17 protein-coding genes are annotated in these 19585 nt (G+C 36.4%); 10 read left to right on the forward strand and 7 right to left on the reverse strand.

What is annotated here, in order from left to right:
• Positions 1–3: 3 nt before the first annotated feature.
• The 5 genes from I215_RS08200 to I215_RS08220 all read left to right on the forward strand — a co-directional run bounded on the left by I215_RS08200 (position 4) and on the right by I215_RS08220 (position 7252).
• The gene (locus I215_RS08200) at positions 4–1653 is read left to right on the forward strand and encodes a RagB/SusD family nutrient uptake outer membrane protein (protein WP_008991498.1); all 1650 of its coding nucleotides are present in this window, start codon (positions 4–6) and stop codon (positions 1651–1653) included.
• A gap of 99 nt (positions 1654–1752) precedes the next feature.
• Entirely contained in the window at positions 1753–3084 is a 1332-nt protein-coding gene (locus I215_RS08205; protein ID WP_008991499.1) for a DUF3472 domain-containing protein, read from the forward strand.
• 369 nt (positions 3085–3453) lie between these two features.
• Positions 3454–4440 (forward strand): sugar phosphate isomerase/epimerase family protein, encoded by a 987-nt coding sequence (locus tag I215_RS08210; RefSeq protein WP_008991500.1) that lies wholly within the window; start codon positions 3454–3456, stop codon positions 4438–4440.
• Positions 4441–4470: 30 nt separating this feature from the next.
• Complete coding sequence (locus tag I215_RS08215) at positions 4471–6066, forward strand: beta-N-acetylhexosaminidase (RefSeq protein ID WP_008991501.1); 1596 nt, start codon at positions 4471–4473, stop codon at positions 6064–6066.
• A gap of 379 nt (positions 6067–6445) precedes the next feature.
• Complete coding sequence (locus I215_RS08220) at positions 6446–7252, forward strand: zinc-dependent peptidase (protein ID WP_083852492.1); 807 nt, start codon at positions 6446–6448, stop codon at positions 7250–7252.
• Here the strand turns inward: I215_RS08220 and I215_RS08225 are convergent.
• Both I215_RS08225 and rpe read right to left on the reverse strand, forming a co-directional pair.
• Positions 7245–8228, reverse strand: coding sequence for a YpdA family putative bacillithiol disulfide reductase (locus I215_RS08225; protein ID WP_008991503.1), 984 nt, complete (start codon positions 8226–8228; stop codon positions 7245–7247). The genes I215_RS08220 and I215_RS08225 overlap by 8 nt on opposite strands.
• Entirely contained in the window at positions 8225–8887 is a 663-nt protein-coding gene (gene rpe / locus I215_RS08230) for a ribulose-phosphate 3-epimerase (protein WP_008991504.1), read from the reverse strand. The genes I215_RS08225 and rpe overlap by 4 nt, the downstream gene beginning before the upstream one ends.
• Positions 8888–9172: 285 nt before the next feature.
• On the opposite strand from rpe, the gene I215_RS08240 reads away from it, so the two are divergent.
• From I215_RS08240 to I215_RS08250, 3 genes are read left to right on the forward strand one after another with little or no spacing between them, the layout of a single operon-like run.
• A complete protein-coding gene (locus I215_RS08240) occupies positions 9173–10000 on the forward strand; it encodes a sigma-70 family RNA polymerase sigma factor (RefSeq protein ID WP_008991506.1) in 828 nt (275 codons plus the stop codon).
• 49 nt (positions 10001–10049) lie between these two features.
• A complete protein-coding gene (locus tag I215_RS08245) occupies positions 10050–10634 on the forward strand; it encodes an FMN-dependent NADH-azoreductase (protein ID WP_008991507.1) in 585 nt (194 codons plus the stop codon).
• 3 nt (positions 10635–10637) lie between these two features.
• Positions 10638–11006 (forward strand): nuclear transport factor 2 family protein, encoded by a 369-nt coding sequence (locus I215_RS08250; RefSeq protein WP_008991508.1) that lies wholly within the window; start codon positions 10638–10640, stop codon positions 11004–11006.
• Positions 11007–11172: 166 nt separating this feature from the next.
• On the opposite strand, the gene I215_RS08255 is transcribed toward I215_RS08250, so the two are convergent.
• The 4 genes from I215_RS08255 to I215_RS08270 all read right to left on the reverse strand — a co-directional run bounded on the left by I215_RS08255 (position 11173) and on the right by I215_RS08270 (position 16424).
• Entirely contained in the window at positions 11173–12036 is an 864-nt protein-coding gene (locus I215_RS08255; protein WP_008991509.1) for a sigma-70 family RNA polymerase sigma factor, read from the reverse strand.
• A 316-nt stretch (positions 12037–12352) separates the two neighbouring features.
• Positions 12353–14212: a M61 family metallopeptidase gene (locus tag I215_RS08260; protein ID WP_008991510.1), complete on the reverse strand. Its 1860-nt coding sequence runs from the start codon at positions 14210–14212 to the stop codon at positions 12353–12355.
• Between the two features lie 73 nt (positions 14213–14285).
• Complete coding sequence (locus I215_RS08265) at positions 14286–15098, reverse strand: Cof-type HAD-IIB family hydrolase (RefSeq protein ID WP_008991511.1); 813 nt, start codon at positions 15096–15098, stop codon at positions 14286–14288.
• 9 nt (positions 15099–15107) lie between these two features.
• Positions 15108–16424, reverse strand: a complete 1317-nt coding sequence (locus I215_RS08270) for a serine hydrolase domain-containing protein (RefSeq protein WP_008991512.1) — start codon at positions 16422–16424, stop codon at positions 15108–15110.
• 355 nt (positions 16425–16779) lie between these two features.
• Here I215_RS08270 and I215_RS08275 point away from each other — a divergent pair, with 355 nt between their 5' ends.
• Complete coding sequence (locus I215_RS08275; protein WP_008991513.1) at positions 16780–17550, forward strand: S1/P1 nuclease; 771 nt, start codon at positions 16780–16782, stop codon at positions 17548–17550.
• A gap of 79 nt (positions 17551–17629) precedes the next feature.
• Here I215_RS08275 and I215_RS08280 read toward each other — a convergent pair whose 3' ends face one another.
• Complete coding sequence (locus I215_RS08280) at positions 17630–18505, reverse strand: AraC family transcriptional regulator (RefSeq protein ID WP_008991514.1); 876 nt, start codon at positions 18503–18505, stop codon at positions 17630–17632.
• 223 nt (positions 18506–18728) lie between these two features.
• On the opposite strand from I215_RS08280, the gene I215_RS08285 reads away from it, so the two are divergent.
• Positions 18729–19328: a hypothetical protein gene (locus tag I215_RS08285; RefSeq protein ID WP_008991515.1), complete on the forward strand. Its 600-nt coding sequence runs from the start codon at positions 18729–18731 to the stop codon at positions 19326–19328.
• Positions 19329–19585 lie beyond the last annotated feature (257 nt).

Consider the following 19585-nt stretch of genomic DNA (forward strand, 5'->3'; position numbering starts at 1 on the left):
ACAATGAAAAAAGTACTATATAGCATATTAATAGCAGCGAGTTTAATCAGCTGTGATTTGGATCGATTTCCATACGATTCTGTTGCCTCTGATGAATTATTTGAGAGTGAGGGCGGTCTTGTATCCGCTACTGCAGGATCATATTCTTTATTAAAGGGAAATGGTAATGGATATGGATTTGCAACTCAGTTGCATCGTCTTTGCGAATATCCAGGAGATAACGTTTCATTAAGTGGTACTACCACTGATCCGTTGTTTTATACCTACAATTACCACAACATCACCACGGGATATCGTACAAATGATGTTTGGAGTTCTGGCTATAAAGCAATTGTAGGATGTAATAAGGTAATAGAACTGGCCACCGAAGGAGAGTCTGCAGAATCAGATCAGTTGATAGGTGAAAATTACTACCTAAGAGCTTATACCTATTTTCAGTTGGTTAATGTACTCGGTAGACCTTATGTACAAGGAACATCTAACTTAGGAGTTCCTCTAAAATTAACCTCTGATGTGAATGATATCCCAGATAGAAATACTGTAGGAGAGGTTTATGATCAAATTGTAGCCGATCTTCTAAAGGCTGAATCATTGATGAATGTAACTAAAACAAATGCTTACGCTACTAAAGAAGCAGCTCAGGCTTTGTTGTCAAGAGTTTATCTTTATATGGAACAAAATGATCAGGCTATCGCTTATGCGGATAAAGTGATCAATTCAGGAAAATTCTCTTTAGTTCCTCAAGATAAATTAGCTGATTATTTTGCAATGACCCCTGAAGATAATCCAGAAACGATCTTTTGTCTGCGCCATACTGAAGAGTCTGATTATACCAATGGATGGTATACAGTAGGGTCACTTTATGCAACTATTGAGGGTTCTGGTTGGGGTGAAATGTATGCCTCGAATTCATATTTAGAACTTATCAATGAACATCCTGAGGATGCGCGTAAAGGATTCATCAGTCCTCAATATGAAACTGATCAAGACGGAAATAAATATCCAGCAGTGTATTGGATAAATGATACGTATACGTATCAGTTTAGAAAAACTTTTGAGCAAGACGGTCAAACTTTCTTCACCGAAGAAGGCGTTAATTATCAGGTAATAGAAGAGGAAGTTGATGGCCAGCAAGCCCACTACTTTACCAATGCATCTAATGAAAAAGTTTATGTAACCAAGAGCTTTGAGATGTTCAAAAGAAACGGTTATCCTAAGTTTTATATTCTAAAAGCATCTGGACAGGAAGGCGTGCCACATTTATGGTCACCTGTGGTTTCTCGATTGGCAGAATTATATTTGATAAAAGCAGAGGCTTATGCCAAGCAAAATAACCAAGCTAAGGCTTTGGAAAATGTAAATATCATTCGTCAAAGAGCTGGAATACCTGTTTACGAAAGTGCAGCGGATTTTCCAGAAGGTCAGGACCTATTAGATGTAGTGTTGGATGAGCGTAGATTAGAATTTGCTTTTGAAGGACACCGTAAATTTGATGTCTTTAGAAATAACAATACTATGGATCGTAGATATCCAGGTACTCATTTAACAGGTAGTAATCCTTATTACGAAATACTACCAACCGATGATAGAGTTATCGAATACATTCCAGAGCGCCAGATTAATGCGCAACCGAGTTTGATTCAGAATGATTAATAACATAGGTTAAGTTTAACTTTTTTTCATTTTTATTTTTATTTAACCAGGCTACTATGGGGTACACAATGGTAGCCTGGTTAACTAACACCACCGAGGATGACAATTTTAAAAACCACCAAGACAATTGCAATGTTGATAGGAGTTATGGCTCTTGTAGCTTGCAATAATGATGGCAATAGCCAAAAGGAAACGATCTCCGCTACTTATAACCATCAAATCCCACCTGGAGGAAACAGTTGGGTGGTGAGTAATAATACAAACAGTAGCGCTCGCATTGATGAACAAGGAATTCAGCAGTGGACCCAATCTTCTACAAAGATCAATACGTATGTGTTTCTTGAAGATAAAGGGGAGCTTCATGTTGGTTTAAATGCCAAGGTAAATCAAGGTAGTTCAACCATATCGGTTGGTGTTAATGGCCAAACTAAGGAGGTTGTTTTAGATAATACGGAATTTAAGGTGATAAATGTTGGTTCATTTAATATAAATCAGCCCGGATATCACGCGATTGAAATCCAGGGAATTGAAAAAAGTGGAAATGAATTTGCCTTAATCAATACCATTGACATTGGAGGGTCTGCTACAGCACAAGGCGTAACCTATGTGGAGGATGACTTTTATTGGGGACAAAGAGGACCCTCGGTCCATCTTACCTATGAAACACCTCAGGATAAAGATATTTTGTGGTTCTATAATGAAATTACGGTAGCTCCAGGCCAGGATGTTATTGGTTCTTACTTTATGGCCAATGGGTTTGGAGAAGGTTATTTTGGAATGCAGGTAAATTCTGATAAGGAGCGACGTGTACTATTCTCTGTATGGAGTCCCTATGAAACGCAAAACCCAGATGAAATTCCAGAGGACTATAAGATTATAATGCTTGGTAAAGGTGAAGGAGTTCACACTGGAGAATTTGGAAATGAAGGTTCTGGTGGGCAAAGCTATAAAGTCTTTAACTGGCAAGCGGGGACTACCTATAAATTTTTACTCAAAGGAGAGCCATCGGTTAATAATTCAACCGATTACACCGCTTACTTTTTTGATCCAAACCAAGACAAATGGAATCTTATCGCTAGTTTTAGAAGACCATATACCTCTACTTATTTGACACGTCCTCATTCCTTTTTGGAGAATTTTGTAACTACAACGGGCTACATCCAAAGACAAGGAGCTTATGGTAATCAATGGATTTACGATACCACTGGTCAGTGGCATGAACTTACTAAAGCTAAATTCACCGCAGATGCGACTGCTAGAAAAGGTGCGCGATTGGATTATGCAGGTGGAGTGGACGGAAATACTTTTTATATGAAGAATTGTGGGTTTTTTAGTGAAAATACCCCTATTGATAGTGTGCTTGAGAGAACGGCAAATGGGCAAGAGCCATCGGTTGATTTCTCAAAACTTGAAGTACCAACATTAGAATAATACAATTTGAAAAGATTGCAAAACAATAAATTTTAGAGTTAGCTATTTCGGTAATAAATTTTGGTTTTTTTCCAAGTTAGTTTGTGTGTAGGGCTGTTGTAATGACAGCCTTATTTTTTTGGCAAAAATCCTAAAACTACTTAGGATGTAAACCAAAAAGCTTCTTCATATCAGGTGTGAAGAGTAATGCATTACATGGCAGATCACCTTGAGGGTTATCCCATTCAAATAGTTGTAGTTATCTGTAATTTCGGGTTAGTCAAATTTGTTAATTTGTTGTAAAAATGATAGTTTTACCATTTACTATTTAAGATTATTGTTTCAATCATGTGCGATAATCAATCGATTTACTAATCTAACACTTTAAAAATGAAAAGAAGACAGTTTGTCAACAGAGCAGCGACCTCTAGTTTGGCGCTAGCCTTTATGGGTACACTTGCCTGTAAGGGAGATTCAAAAAAAGCAGCTGCTTCAGGAGCTGAGAATAATTTAGATCCTGCGCAGGTAAAAGCCGAAGATGCAGCTATGTTTTTTCAAATTTCATTAGCACAGTGGTCCTTCCACAGAGCGTTGAATGCAGGAAAAATGGATAATTTGGATTTTGCAACTAAAGCTAGAGAATTAGGTTGTGAAGGACTTGAGTATGTCAACCAGTTTTTTGCAGATAAGGCTAAGGATAAAGCTTACTTAACCACAATGAACGAACGCGCAGCTGCTGAAGGATTACAAAATGTCCTTGTCATGATTGATGGAGAAGGTAATCTAGCGGATGCAGATGCCAAAAAGCGTCTACAGGCAATTGAAAATCACTATAAGTGGGTTGAAGCAGCTAATTTCTTAGGATGCCATGCGATTCGAGTAAACTTAGGAGGTGGTAAAGAAATGGAAGCAGCAGCCAAAGCAGGGGCAGATTCCCTTACCACGCTTTCTGAATTTGCTAAAGATGCTAATATTGAAATTTTAGTAGAAAATCATGGTGGATTCTCCTCTAACGGAGCATGGCTTGCTGGTGTTATGCAAGAGGTGAATTTGGAGAATTGCGGAACTCTTCCTGATTTTGGAAATTTCTGTATTGAGTACGGTGAGAATTATAGTTGTGCAAAAGAATATCCACGTTACCAGGGAATAGAAGAAATGCTCCCTTATGCCAAAGCTATCAGTGCAAAATCACATAATTTTGATGATCAAGGTAATGAAACTAATATTGATTATATGAGGGTTATGAAAATGGTCAAAGATTCAGGATACAGAGGATTCGTAGGGATTGAATATGAAGGGAGTGTTCTATCGGAGGAAGAAGGAATCATAAAAACTAGAGACTTACTTCTAAAAGTAGGTAAAGAGCTCGGTGTTTAGATTTTAAATTAGCTAAACTAACAACTCAAAATGAAACAATTGAAAATTAATTTAAAGAATCACCTTGCTTTTGATTTCAAAATTTGGTGTATTGCTGCTATAACACTATGTGTTTATAGTTGTGCTAAACCCACCCCTCAGGCAAGCTTGGAAGAAAGAAGCTTAATTCCCACTCCAGTGTCCGTACAGGCCTTGGAAGGAACTTTTCAGATTACTTCCAATACGCAGTTTTATATTCAAGATACCTTGCAAAAGACAACTGTTGAATTTATGGATAAACTGGTAACTGCAACAGGATTTAATCTAAAAGTAAATGCCCTACCATCTTCAGAGCCATCTGAAGGTGTCGTTATTAAATTATCCGACCAGGTTTCGCAAAAAGAAGGGTATGCTCTTAAGGTCTCAGCTGATAAATTAGTGTTGCAAGCCAGTACACCGGCAGGGATTTATAGAGGTCTGCAAACAGTGGTACAGTTACTGCCTTCGGCCATCGTAGCCAATGAAGAGTCACCAATAGATTGGTTGATCCCAGCGGTAGAAATTACGGATTACCCGCTGTATGAATATAGAGCTGCAATGTTAGATGTTGCAAGACACTTTTTTAGTGTTGACGATGTAAAGAAATACATCGACTATATCGCAGCCTATAAGATGAATAATCTTCACATACATCTAACCGATGATCAAGGATGGCGTATTGAAATAAAATCTTGGCCTGAACTCACCGGAATTGGAGCAAGCACTCAAGTCGGTGGAGGAGAAGGTGGATTCTACACTCAAGAGCAGTACACAGAAATTGTACAATACGCTGCGCAGCGATACATAAACATTGTTCCAGAAATTGATATGCCAGGACATACTAATTCTGCTCTAGCTTCTTATCCAGAACTAAACTGTGATGGTAAGGCTACGGAGCCTTATACAGGAATCGAAGTTGGATTTAGTACCCTGTGTATCGATAAAGACATTACCTATGAATTTATCGACGATGTCATTAGAGAACTCGCAGCACTTACCCCAGGAGAGTACATCCATATAGGTGGTGATGAGTCTCATTCTACAGAGCCAGAAGATTTTATTTTCTTTATGGAAAAAGCACAACAAATAGCTAAGGATCATGGCAAAAAAGCAATCGGCTGGGATGAAATCAGCAATGCCGAACTCTTGGATGAAACCTTAGTGCAGTTTTGGGCTAAGGATGAAAACGCTAAAGCTGCCGTTAAGCAAGGTAATAAACTAATTGTCTCTAAAGCTGCCAAAGCCTATATGGATATGAAGTACGATACACTGACTCCGATTGGTCTTAATTGGGCAGGACTAATCAATGTAGAAACAGGCTACGACTGGGATCCAGCAAGCTTAGTTGAAGGTATTGATCGAGATGATATATACGGAGTAGAAGCACCTTTATGGGGTGAAACACTGACCTCAATGAGGGATGTGGAATATTTGATGTTTCCACGAATATTAGGTTACGCTGAAATTGGATGGTCCCAAGACTCATTAAGAAATTGGGATACCTACAAAGAAAGACTCGCAAAACAACATCACAGGTTTGAATTGATGGATATTAACTACTATCAATCGAAGGAGATAGATTGGGATAAATTAGAATTTTTAGATTGATCAATCTCTTTAAAATGTAAGCTCGTATTCATGGGATCATTGCATTTTTAAGATTATACGATAAAAAATATCGCTCTTAGATTAATTAATAAGAGCGATATTTTTTTGTTTAAACATTAACTTGATATTTGGATGCGGAGAATACGGGGTTTAATCTCCGCATATTTTGCGGAGATTAGTAACTCAGTTTTGAATAGAACTACAATTTTTTGGTTAATAAAGTTCTATTTTAGAAACCCTTGAAGGAAGAAAATAATCTTTTTTACAAAATTATCCAATGCAGTAAGCTCAAGCCTTTGCGGGTGAAATAATTGAAAATGAGCAGACTATTGAGGAAAACCTCTTTTTTATTAGGACAAAATGTTGTATTTTCATTCTCATGCTAACATCATTACTACTAGCGGTTCCAGCCGTGTTTTTGTTTTCGTACTGGGGTTATAACCTCACTGATTTCGCCTATACAAAAATCTATGGTAGACCCTTAGTGGTATACAATCATTTTCACCTTAAGAACTTATTCACTGACGATATATTAGTCCTTTACCATCACTCTCCTTTTTACAATAGGTTGGACGCATATAAGAAACAAATCTTTAAGCACCGGTTGAGTGTCTTTATGAAAAATAAGGAGTTTATAGGTCTAGACGGTTTTGAGGTTAGTAGGGACGTTAAGGTAACAGTTTCATCTGTTGCAGTGATGCTCTCCTTCGGAATGCGCAATTACTTAATTGAATCGGTAGAAAAAATAATTATCTATCCGGGGCCTTACTTTTCATCTCTTAACCAAGATTATCATCTAGGGGAGTACAATCCCTTTTTAAAAACCATTGTATTCTCTTGGCCTGATTTTGTTGCAGGTATTGGTAATGAAAACGACAATTTAAATCTTGGCGTACACGAATTTGCACATGCGCTTTATTTTGGATCTATACAATCGGATGATAATAGTTCTCTCGTGTTTTGTCAAGGCATAAGAAAAATAGATCGCCTATTAAAGCAGACTGATTTCCGGAATCAATTATTGCAAAGTAAATACCTTCGAAGCTACGCCTTTACAAACAAGTTTGAATTCTTCGCCGTGTGCTTGGAGCATTTTATTGAAAGCCCACAGATGTTTCAAAAAGAGTTTTCCGATCTATTTAAGACCATAAAGCAAATGATAAATTTTGAACTTGAGTTTACCTAATCTGTGCACTCAATTTGTGAGTAATACTGTCCATAATCATCTTTGCATGAATCCTTGAGTTTTCAATAAACCAAAGATGCGTATCCATACCACCGCATATTACCCCAGCTAGAAACAGGTTCTCGATATTTGTTTCCATAGTCTCTTGGTCGTATTGGGGGTAGAATTTACCATCCTCTGAAAGCTGAATCCCTATTTTTTCTAAAAAGCTAAAATTTGGTTTGTAACCCGTGAGGGCCAGTACAAAGTCGTTTTCAATGCGTATTTCTCCATCGGGAGTATTAAGAACAAGTTGATCCGATTTTACTTCCTTGATGGTACTGTTAAAATAGGCTTTAATGCTACCTTCTTCAATTCTGTTTTCAATATCAGGTTTTACCCAATATTTAACCCTTCGGCCTATTTCAGGTCCTCTTACAATCATGGTCACATCAGCCCCCTTTCTATAACATTCCAGTGCTGCATCTACTGCAGAATTACTTGCCCCAACTACAGCTAGCTTTTGCATAGCATAAAAATGAGGGTCTTTGTAGTAATGAGCTACTTTAGGTAAGTCTTCTCCTTTAATGCCCATGGTATTGGGAATATCATAAAAACCAGTGGAGATGATTACAAATTTTGCGCTGTAGGTTTGTTTGTCGGTCTTAATGATAAACTGATCTTCCTCGTTCTTTTCAATGTTTTGAACCTTTTCAAAGAGTTGGATGTTTAAATCATTGGAGGTAACAATACGCCTGTAGTATTCTAAGGCTTCATTGCGCTTTGGCTTGGCTTCCTTGCTAATAAAGGGGATCTGGTCAATTTCTAGCTTTTCTGAAGAGGAGAAAAACTGCATATTTGACGGGTAATTAAACAACGAATTAACAATGGTTCCTTTTTCTATGATAAGATAATCTAAGTCCTTTTTCTTAGCTTCCAATCCACAAGCAATCCCAATAGGACCGCCTCCAACAATCACCAGCTCCTTTTGTATCATTTTGAAATTATCGATTTTAAATTTGAAATGGTCTGTATTGGCTTTTCACTTTTAAAAATATAACTACCAGCCACCAATACATCTGCGCCACAACTGATCAGCTTAGCTGCATTTTTATCGTTTACCCCACCGTCAATCTCGATAAGGCAGTTGGCGTTCTTAGCTTGTATTAATTCTTTTAATTCTTGAATTTTAGCATAGGTTTGATGAATAAAACTTTGTCCACCAAAACCTGGATTCACACTCATGAGTAACACCAGATCAAGATCTTTTATAAGATCTTTTAATAAACTTACAGGGGTATGAGGGTTTAACGCCACACCAGCAGTCATACCATGATCTTTGATAGATTGCACACAGCGATGCAAGTGAACACATGCTTCATAATGTACTGTAAGGTTCGTCACTCCAAGATTTGCAAAGTCTTTGACATAGCGATCAGGCGCCTGAATCATTAGGTGGGTGTCCAGGGGTTTTTTTGCATATTTAGCAATGGCTTCAATCACTGGCATCCCAAAGGAAATATTGGGAACAAACATACCGTCCATCACATCGAGGTGAAACCAGTCTGCTTCACTGTAATTTACCATTTCTATATCCAATTGTAGGTTGGCAAAGTTGGCTGCCAACACCGAAGGAGCAATCATGTTCTTATTCATTTTTGCAAGTGATTTATACACAAAGATATTATATAAAAAACAAACTACTATAATTCGTGGATTCCTTTTGTCCTTTAAGACTAAATCCAATAGGAAAGTAAAAAATAAAATGCATCGAGCAAAATGATATGAGAAGTCCTTTTTTGTATTTTAGCAAGTAGAAGCGTATAAAAGACAGTGTATAGAGCTGCTTGCATTATGGTAATTGGAGAAATGTCACTAAAATATTTGTAAGCATTCTTGTCACAGACCACCCCCTTTAATTGTCTATTAGTTAAAACAACCATGCAAGAACATTATCGCAAACTTTTAACCTATTCCTATAATATCGTTGGATCCTATGAAGATGCCAAGGATTTAGTACAGGATATTATTGAGAAGTATATCTCTTTAGATAAATCAACTATAAGAGATGAATCTAATTTTTTGATTAAAAGCGTTATCAATCACTCAATAAACTTTAAAAATAGACAAAGTAAAAAAGATACCTTCGGACAGTGGCTTCCAGAACCGATTTCCTTAGACCAAGCCGATACGAACCTAATTAAGCAGCAAACAGCTGGCTATACTATGCTTGTACTACTTGAGAATCTGAAGCCCAAAGAAAGAGCCGTATTTATTCTAAAAAATGGTTTTGAATATTCACACCAAGAAATAGCAGAATTACTAGAGATTTCGCACGATAACTCTAGACAGTTATTTTCCAGGGCCAGTAAAACCATAAAAGAGAAGGATTTTATCTCTCCAGAGAAAACAACTGTTCAATCCGAAGTTTTAAAAAAGTATCAAGAGGTACTAGGCCAAGGGAATATTGCAGCTTTAGAAGACCTATTGATTGAGGATATAAAACTTACTGCCGATGGTGGTAGAAATGTTCGGGTATTTAAAGCAGTTGAAATAGGTGTTAAGAATACCGCTAAATTATTAAACCTTATCCAGCAGCAGTTCTTATTCAATAAAACGTTCAGTTTCCATACGCTAAATCATCAGCCTGCTATTTGCTTTTGGGAGGGTTATAGCTTGTACAATTGTCAAATTCTCGATATCGATACAAAAGGACAAATTCGAAATATTTATTCCATCGTAGATCAAGTAAAACTTAAAAATTTGTGATTTTCGTCACATTCTTAAAAGCGAGTTTGTCTTTATTAAAAGAAAACTCATGAACACATCAATACTGAGAATTGACAGCAGCCTTCGCAAAGAGGGATCGTATTCTAGATCCTTAGGGGATTTTTTTATCCAGCAATGGGCCAAGCAAAATCCTTCTTCTACAATAAAGCGTAGAGACCTAGTCGATAATGAGATCGATCATTTAAACCAAGAAACCCTTGAGGGTTTTTTTGGGAAGCCTTTTCATACCAATTTACTTGAGCTCTCCGATAAACTGATCGATGAATTGTATAATACTGATATACTGCTTTTAACTGTACCGATGTATAATTTCGGAATTCCATCGGCACTAAAAGCTTATTTTGATTTGGTGGTGAGGGTCGAAAAAACATATACCTATCAAGGTAGTACCCCTGGTCTTTTAAATAATAAAAAGGCCTATATCATTTGTTCAATGGGTGGACAAAACGCAGAAGAAAAGAGTTTGGTAGAGATTCACCTTAGACGTATTTTAAGTTATATCGGAATTACTGATGTTCATTGTTTTACCATAGATAGCACGGCTGATCAGAAAGCTGTGCAAGCTACGGTGAGATCCAAAAAAAATGAAATAATAAATCTATTAAACCAATAACTTATGAAACAGATCAAACAAACCATAGAAGCCTTTGTTAAAGGCGGAGATACCAATGATAAGGAGCTGCTTGATAAAGTAGTACATCCAGCTTATCAGAATATTCAAGACGGATTTTTTAAAGAAAAAGGAATTTATGTAATCTCAAAAACGGAGTATTTAGATTTAGTAGATAAGAAAACCTTTGGTGGAAGTCCGAGGACCATACATTATGAGTCACTTGAGCAAATGGGGAACATAGCTATTGCAAAAGTTGTTTTAGAGAGTAAGTATCTTAAATTCTTCTCAACCATTGTCTCTGTTTTTGAATCAGATCGATGGCTGGTTATTAGTAACATTCCAATAGTTGAAATAAAGGAGCCCATAGCGTAGCAGCGGCGTGGTTCCATTAAGGATTAAAATTGAAAAACTCCGGTAATCAGCCGGAGTTCATTCATCAATCAAAAAACGAACAGTTATGATAAACTGTTGTTATCTTCTATATTTTAATTGCGTTTTTAACTTTAAAGCAGTCAAAATACAATTTTTTTCCCAATTATTAACCCAAATACGTTTTGAGAATCTTGCTTCTTGAGGTATGTTTCAACCTACGGATCGCTTTTTCTTTAATTTGACGTACACGCTCACGAGTAAGATCAAAGGTTTCTCCTATCTCCTCTAAAGTCATTGGATGCTGATCTCCTAATCCAAAATACAAGCGAATAACATCCGCTTCTCTTGGTGTAAGTGTCTCTAAAGCACGCTCAATTTCTGTACGAAGTGATTCGTGTAATAGATCCTTATCAGGGTTTGGAGACTCCCCACTACGAAGTACATCGTAAAGGTTAGAATCTTCTCCTTCAACAAGTGGTGCATCCATCGATACGTGTCTACCAGAGTTTTTCATGGACTCTTTCACATCGTTGACAGACATATCCAATTCCTTTGCAATTTCCTCTGCAGAAGGCACACGCTCATGTGCTTGCTCTAAGAAAGCATACGTTTTATTAATCTTGTTAATAGAACCAATCTTATTTAAAGGAAGCCTTACGATACGAGATTGTTCAGCAAGTGCTTGTAGTATGGATTGACGAATCCACCATACGGCATAGGAAATAAACTTAAAACCACGTGTTTCATCAAAACGTTGCGCAGCTTTAATAAGTCCAAGGTTCCCCTCGTTAATTAAATCGGGTAGGGTTAAACCTTGGTTTTGGTATTGTTTTGCAACCGATACCACAAAACGTAAATTCGCTTTAGTAAGTTTTTCAAGTGCAATTTGGTCACCAGCCTTAATACGCTGTGCTAATTCCACCTCTTCATCAGCGGTAATCAAATCTACTTTACCGATCTCCTGAAGATATTTATCTAATGAAGCGGTTTCACGGTTTGTAACCTGTTTGGTAATTTTGAGCTGTCTCATCTATTCTCTGACTGATTTATAAATAAAATACAATGGGTGTGTAGGGATTATACGTAACGAATGCTGAAAATGTTACAAAATATTGAATAAAAAAAATTCTAAATACTTAAGATGGTTTGCAAGGTGTTAGAATTTAATCGATTACAATCTTTTTTAGAGTCGTTCTAATAAAATAGTTTAGATCAAATTATCATCATCAATAGTAGCACTGTCCGTTATAGAATCTTGTGTCATGTTCTGATAAATATATTCCATACAAAAAACCCAGTAAACTATTATTAGGATACTGGGTGTTGATTTTGTGTTCTAACAGGTGTTATTCCTTTAACCAAGAATGTCTTAAGTCTTTTTGAACCTGGGTAGCATCTTTAGTTTCTTGAATTTTTCCAGATTCTATTACGGGAGTGCCAAGTGTTCCATGGAGTTCTAACTCTTCACCATCACGCTCGACGGTAAGGTTGATTTCAGAATCCGCTTGCCAAGCCATAGATTGCATGATTACATTTTGGATACTTTCTAAAGTAAACTCAGTCCCATTGACTTCTTTAATGATATCGCCACTTTGTAATCCAAGAGCATTCATACTAGAATTTAAGGTAGTATTTCTAACAAAAATGGCTTTGGTTTGTGGATTGACATCAATAAACGGGATCTGTCCATGTATAAAGAACATGGTAGGTTCTAAAACTGTAGAGGATTCTAAACCAACTTTCTCAAAGAAAGTGTTATAATCAATTGGCTCACCACCTTTGATGTGCTTTTCGATAAAGGTTTTTACCTCAGGGTAGGTCAAGGAGACGATTTTATCAAACAATTCATCATCCTTAAACGGCTTGTCCATCCCATACTCATTGGATAGCTCCTTCATTAGCCAAAGAATGCCTTTTTCACCCTGACTTTGTTCTCTTATGATGATATCTAAACACATACCGATTAGAGCACCTTTTTCATAAACATTTGCAAACTCTTTTTTATATGGTTCAACCAGAATATTTTTACTGATCTTGGTAAAAGAAGTGCTGTCGTTGTAATTTCTAGAATTTTCAATCTTTTCACCCATACGATCATAAAAGTCCTGATTATCTATAAGACCTTGGTTGATCTGGAATAGATTGGCAAAATATTCGGTAACTCCTTCGTACATCCATAGGTGTTGAGACATCTGAGGATCGTTGTAATCAAAGTCTTGAATTTCTTCAGAATGAACAGTAAGAGGAGTTACAATATGGAAAAACTCATGAGAGACCACGTCGGTCATTGTTTTTACAAGTGCTTCCTTAGGCATGGTCTCTGGCAATACCACGGTGGTACTAGTATGATGCTCCAAAGCTCCAAATCCTGTTGGACTTCCAGGTTGCATACTTCCTAAGAAAAGTAGAATGTGATAGCTATTAGTAGAATTAATAGGCCCAAGAAAAGCTTTTTGAGCTTTCATCATTTCTTCCATTTCCTCGCTGATACTAAGGGCAGAGTATACTTTGTTAGGTGAATAGACAGAAAGGGTCACGGTAATGTCGTTTACAGAGAAGGTCTCAGAATCCGCTCTAGAATACATAATTGGATTATCAGTCACTTCAAAGTAGCGGTTGGCAATATAAGTATCCGTATTGGGATTATCAGAAGTTGTTTCTATCTTTTTTAAAGAAGTACTACCGCTCATGCTTTGCTCATGAGCAATACGAATTTGATAAGGACGCTCTTCTAAATTGTCAAAGTACCCCACAAACATATGCATGTTCATAAAGTAATTTTCGCCCTCTTCAATATTACTACCCGCAGGGGAGAATACGGCATCCTCATATTGTGTTTCAGTATCAAAGGAGTCGTTTACACTATAGGTGATTTTATCAAGTTGGGTGGCGTTCTCTATTTTCCAAGTATTTTCATCCACCGAAACAATTGCTAAAGGATTGTCATCGTAATCAAGTGCCTGTAAATCTTCTATGAATTTCCCATAATTGTCATTGCTATAGGTCCCAGGAACGGTTTTTGGAATATAAAAATTGACGGTCTCACTAGTAAATCTACCTGGATTAACCTGGACAACTACCTTGTCATCTGTGACATTAATAAGGTCGATATCCACCATTATAGCAGATTCACTTGCAAGGTCACTTACTTTTGGCGTACAGCTCAATACAAGAACTGCAGCTAAGGAAAATATTAATTTTTTCATTATTATTGTGTTTTCAAATTCTAGAATTTAAGTAATAGGTCTAAATTACGTGTCTTTGTTTCTTAAATAAAAGTTAAAAAATACTTTGTAGACTTATGGCCACACCATCCTCTTTATGATGTTTTGTAATCTGATCTGCTACTTTTTTAACCTCTTCTCTAGCATTAGCAACAGCTACACCAAGCCCTACACCTTGAAGCATTTCAATGTCATTGTAATTATCTCCAAAGGCAACAGTCTCTGACAGTGTTATATCTGGATAACACTTATTAAGTACTTCTTTGATCCCTGTTAGCTTTGAGACTTCTTTATTGGCGATTTCAATATAGGTGTCCTTTGATCGGTACAAATGCAATTGATCTGAAAAGATTTCTTCAAGATAATTGTAAAGTCCTTGAATTTTTTCCTGATCACCCATACACATAATCTTATGTGCTCCAAGGTTTGTTGATTTCCAAAGCTCTAATACCTCCCTGTTGGATTTAACCTCTGGGCTAGCCTTCGTATTGGATTCTTCGCGTTTAGCCCAATAATCCATTTCTTCCACATACCAGTTATCGGCATGAAATAGACTCAGGTGAACCTTATTTTTCGGATCGCTCTCATTGTAATCCACAATGTTTTGCAAGATATCAATTGGAATTTCAACAGAGAACAATCCCTCTTTTTTATGTGAAATATAACCTCCGTTGTAAGCAATTAGAGGTAGTTCTAAACCTTGAAGATCATTTTGCAAATGATACATCTGACGTGGCATCCTAGAGGAGACCAGTATGAAAGGGATCTCATCTTTTATTTTAATTACTGCAGCGATGGTTGCAGGAGTGAGTTCACGATCTGGTCCAAGTAAGGTGCCGTCAATATCAGTAAAAGCAATTTTATACATGTATTTATTTTAGGGATTTGTTTTGACAAATTGAATTTCTTGTCCGTTTTGGTTGAGTAATAAGCCGACCACAGTGTTGTTTTCATCCTTTTCAAAAACCACCTCAGCTTTAACTACCTTATAGATGAAGCTCTCACCTCCTTGATAGAATATCGGAAATTCGGGTTGTTGATTGAGTTTGGCATAAAGATGATCGTCTTTTAGAACGATGCTATAGTTAAGCCCAAGTCCATCATTGATATATTCGCCTTGGTATGGCTGTAATTGTTCTTTGGATATAGCAACCTCTTCTTTATCTATTTGTAAAGGGTATGCTTTGGGGTTTATAAGATATTTTGCCAAGTCTTCTATGGAGCTTGATCCTGAATTTGTCATCACGCTGATGACTCTATTTGAGTTAAGGTCAATGGCAATAAAGGTTCTAAAACCTCCAGTTCCACCTCCGTGAAACACGATCCCGTCTTGATCGATAAACCAACCCAACCCATAATGATTTCCATCTTTATCGGTAAAATAGCTTTTGGTGGCTACCTTGTTACTTTTAGCAAAAGGCGATGAGGTTTCCAAAAATTGTTTTCCAAACCGTTGCAAATCAGTGATAGTGGTTTTTAGTCCCCCTGCTGCATCCATGACTTTAAAGTTCCAATGAGGAACGTTTTGTGTTCCTATATATCCTTTGGCTAATTGATGTTTCTCAGCACTGCTCACATCAAAATAGGTGTCAGAGAGTTGCAGCGGTTTTAATATCTGATCCCGAACTAAGGTTCTAAATCCAATTTGCTTGTAAGTGGATAATACATCTCCTAATAACCCAAATCCAAGATTTGAATACACAAAATTTTCTCCTACCGATCTTGGGATATGATGGCTGAGAAAGCTGTACATTTTAGATTGATCATAATCTGCATAAGGATTAAGTTGATTAGATAAATCCAAATTAGAGGGAAGTCTAGGTAATCCAGAAGAATGGGTAGCTAAACTCTTAAGGGTTACTGGGTTTCCTTTTTTGTCTGTAAGATCAATAGAATCAGGTAAAAATTCATTCACTTTTTGAGATAAACTCAAACTATCCTCCACGACATATTTAGCTAAAAGTAAACCTGTAAAGGATTTGGTGATGGACCCAATTTCATATAAAGTATGTTGATCTGCCTTAACTTGTTTTTCAAGATCACGCCATCCATGAACGTAGAAATGTGTACCTGTACTATCTGTTAAACCTACGGCAATTGATGGATTGATGTGGTTTTTAACACGATACTGAACTTCTTTTTTTAAAAGTTCTGGTATTTGACTAATTCCAAGATTGACACTTAGAAACATCATCAAAATTAAAGTGTATGTGCGTTGTCTATTATTACTAGAATACATCTATGTTATATTATCATCATTCTTTGATACGTTGAGGTTATGGGGTTTAGATCTTTAAAGAGGGCTTTTTTTGTGGAATAATTTTTCCATTAAAATGTTTTGTAAAGATATGAAAGAACAAGAACATTTAACAATTAGCAGCCCCTTAAAGTACTGGACTGTCATAGTTACAGATTAAATACAACCATTTTAGCTATTAATGCTATAACTTTTAAACGAAGCTTTGAACCATCATTAAGACAATATTGCAAATCTTTGTTAAACAAACAACGGTTCAATTAAAAGCTTTATTTTTGCCAAAAAGTAGGATATGCGTTTATTAGTTTTTGTGCTATTGTTGAGCTTGCAGCAAATGACAGCTGCTGATTTTTTTTGGGGAAAGACTGGTCATAGAGTCGTAGGTGAAGTTGCCGAGCAACACATTAAAAAAAGCACCTTAAAAAAGATTGATAAGATACTTGATGGACAAAGTTTAGCGGTAGTGGCTAACTTTGGGGATGATATTAAATCTGATCCGCGGTACAGAGAATTTGGGCCATGGCATTATGTGAATATCGCTCCAGGTAAAAAGTATGGTGATGATCAGCCCTACAGAAAAGGAGATATAGTAACGGGTATTCAAAAATGTATTGAAGTAGTTCAAGATAAGAATGCCTCTAAAGAGCAGCGCGCCTTTTACTTAAAATTATTAGTTCATTTTGTGGGTGACCTTCATCAGCCTATGCATGTAGGTTATGCCCAAGATAAAGGAGGGAATGATATCCAAGTTCGCTGGTTTAATAAAGGTACAAATCTACATCGGCTTTGGGATACCAATATGATCGAATCCTATGATATGAGTTTTACTGAGTTAAGTGAAAACCTTCCTGTTCTAAGTAAGCAGCAACAAGAATTTATCATCCAAGGAGATCTGTTGGACTGGGTCGCTGATTCACAAAAAATCGCAAAGCAGGTCTATGAATCAGTAGAGGTAGGAGAGAAATTAGGGTATACCTATATGTACGAGCATTTTGATACTGTCAAAATACAACTCCAAAAAGGAGGACTTCGACTTGCTAAATTACTTGATGAGATTCTGTAAAGTGTTTCTTATTATAAAAAGGCATCAAAGCTAAAGATGATTAAACCAGTAGTAGTTTTAAAATTATCCACTACCGGTTTTAATTTTCCAGTACCGTCTTTAACTCATTACGGTATTGTGAAGGAGACTTACCTGTAAACTTTTTAAAAGATTTGTTGAAATACGAAAAGTTGTTGAATCCACTTTCAAAACAAATATCCGTAATACCGATTGGTTTTTCTGCTAGTAGTTTAGAAGCGTGCACCAAACGGTACTCATTGACAAAGTTAGTAAAAGTCTTACCTGTGATGTGTTTAAAGTACCTACAGAAAGAAGGGACGGTCATCCCTGATACATTTGCTATTTCTTCCAATGGAATCTGCCGTTGAAAATTTGTCTTTACATAATTAAAAACAACATTGATTCGTTCATTATCCTGTACATCCGCCTGAAGAGAAAACCCTTCTGCGTTTAATATTTGGTAATCCGGTGAATGTTGAAGCTGTTCAAGAATAGATAAAAATCCCAAAAGTCGCTGGAAATTATTCATTCCTTCCAAAGCCTCAATCTTTTCACCTACGATCTCTTTGGTCTTACCCGTAAAAGCCAATCCTCCTCTACAGCGTTTAAAAAGTAATTTAATATTTGCCATCTCTGGTTTGTCCATCATCTGGGTGCCTAAAAAATCAGGAAGCATCTGAATGACTACTTCATTTTCATTCCCAGTAAACTTATCGGTAAAACCACAGTGTGGAAGATTTGATCCAATTAAAATCAAATCTCCTTCTGTATAATAAGAGATATGGCTTCCAATTTGGCGTTTTCCAGCTCCTCCTTTGACATATACTAATTCAATTTCAGGGTGGTAATGCCAATACGAAGTATTTTGATTTTGATTCTCTTTAAACTTGATAAATGAGAACGAACTTCCGAAACTTGGATTAATAACCTCTAATGCTGGTTTTTTAATACTCATATAATCAGTTGTTTATAATGTGAAATTCACGATTTATAGCTAATTGCAAGATACAAAATTTTAACCAGAATATGTCTTATTTTATCCTTAACATTAAATTAACATTGCAATCATGTTAATATAGCACATAAACTGGAAAATTTGGAAGTAGTATACGCCCCATTACAGAGGTATATTTGTACTGTAGTTAAAATGAAAAAAACAACTATTAAAATTGCAAGAAATGAAAAACATAATTAAAAGAAGTTTGGCAGTTGTAGTGTTGAGTATTGCAACTTTAGCCTCCGTTAGCGCGAAAGATTTTGACATGGAAGTGAAAAAGGTTGATGACAGAACGGTTGACCTTATTATAGAGAAAACTTCTCAGCCAGTTGATATCGCATTTGTTGACGCAAATGGTGTGGTTTTATACAAATACTCATACAAAGAGTTACCAACAAGCACTAAACGATATAACTTTAAAGATTTACCAAAGGGAACTTACTATTTCAAAGTAGAAAGTGCTACTAAAATAGAAACCATCCCAGTGGTAGTTACTCAAAGCGAAACTGTAATTAACAGTGATAAAAAGGAAATAACTTACAAGCCTCATTTCAGAGTAGATGGTGATGTTGTTAGTATAAACCTTTTAAACATTGACGAATCTGTTGTCGATATCAAAGTTTTTGATCAGACTTCAAATTCATTAGTACACCAAGAAATATTGCAGGGAAAAAAGAGCATAGGAAAAAGATTTGATTTCTCTTCTGTTAACGATCGTAGAGTTTACAGATTAGAAGTTACCCACTTAGGGAACACTTATTACAAAACAGTTAGCTTGTAATCTTAAATTAGATTTTTGAAGTTGGAAAAGGGAGAGGTTAGACTCCCTTTTTTTTTGCCTTAATTTTAAGGCAAGCACCTCTAGAAAGCTCCGTTGCACGACCTTCTTCTGGAGGTTTTTTATTTTTCCTTCAAAGGGTTTTATTCCTGAACTATGGACTTTTGCAACCCATAGTTTCTCTCAGAACAACTAGTCCCTGAAGGTTGTCTTAATTCCTATTTATTTTTTTTAAGTGTAACATTTTAAGAATTCCCGTA

Source organism: Galbibacter marinus, from assembly GCF_000300875.1.
Taxonomy (GTDB): domain Bacteria; phylum Bacteroidota; class Bacteroidia; order Flavobacteriales; family Flavobacteriaceae; genus Galbibacter; species Galbibacter marinus.

Coding starts and splice junctions, on each gene's coding strand:
- I215_RS08200 (WP_008991498.1), top strand. CDS start 4: ATGAAAAAAGTACTATATAGCATATTAATAGCAGCGAGTTTAATCAGC.
- I215_RS08205 (WP_008991499.1), top strand. CDS start 1,753: ATGACAATTTTAAAAACCACCAAGACAATTGCAATGTTGATAGGAGTT.
- I215_RS08210 (WP_008991500.1), top strand. CDS start 3,454: ATGAAAAGAAGACAGTTTGTCAACAGAGCAGCGACCTCTAGTTTGGCG.
- I215_RS08215 (WP_008991501.1), top strand. CDS start 4,471: ATGAAACAATTGAAAATTAATTTAAAGAATCACCTTGCTTTTGATTTC.
- I215_RS08220 (WP_083852492.1), top strand. CDS start 6,446: ATGCTAACATCATTACTACTAGCGGTTCCAGCCGTGTTTTTGTTTTCG.
- I215_RS08225 (WP_008991503.1), bottom strand. CDS start 8,228: ATGATACAAAAGGAGCTGGTGATTGTTGGAGGCGGTCCTATTGGGATT.
- rpe (WP_008991504.1), bottom strand. CDS start 8,887: ATGAATAAGAACATGATTGCTCCTTCGGTGTTGGCAGCCAACTTTGCC.
- I215_RS08240 (WP_008991506.1), top strand. CDS start 9,173: ATGCAAGAACATTATCGCAAACTTTTAACCTATTCCTATAATATCGTT.
- I215_RS08245 (WP_008991507.1), top strand. CDS start 10,050: ATGAACACATCAATACTGAGAATTGACAGCAGCCTTCGCAAAGAGGGA.
- I215_RS08250 (WP_008991508.1), top strand. CDS start 10,638: ATGAAACAGATCAAACAAACCATAGAAGCCTTTGTTAAAGGCGGAGAT.
- I215_RS08255 (WP_008991509.1), bottom strand. CDS start 12,036: ATGAGACAGCTCAAAATTACCAAACAGGTTACAAACCGTGAAACCGCT.
- I215_RS08260 (WP_008991510.1), bottom strand. CDS start 14,212: ATGAAAAAATTAATATTTTCCTTAGCTGCAGTTCTTGTATTGAGCTGT.
- I215_RS08265 (WP_008991511.1), bottom strand. CDS start 15,098: ATGTATAAAATTGCTTTTACTGATATTGACGGCACCTTACTTGGACCA.
- I215_RS08270 (WP_008991512.1), bottom strand. CDS start 16,424: ATGATGTTTCTAAGTGTCAATCTTGGAATTAGTCAAATACCAGAACTT.
- I215_RS08275 (WP_008991513.1), top strand. CDS start 16,780: ATGCGTTTATTAGTTTTTGTGCTATTGTTGAGCTTGCAGCAAATGACA.
- I215_RS08280 (WP_008991514.1), bottom strand. CDS start 18,505: ATGAGTATTAAAAAACCAGCATTAGAGGTTATTAATCCAAGTTTCGGA.
- I215_RS08285 (WP_008991515.1), top strand. CDS start 18,729: ATGAAAAACATAATTAAAAGAAGTTTGGCAGTTGTAGTGTTGAGTATT.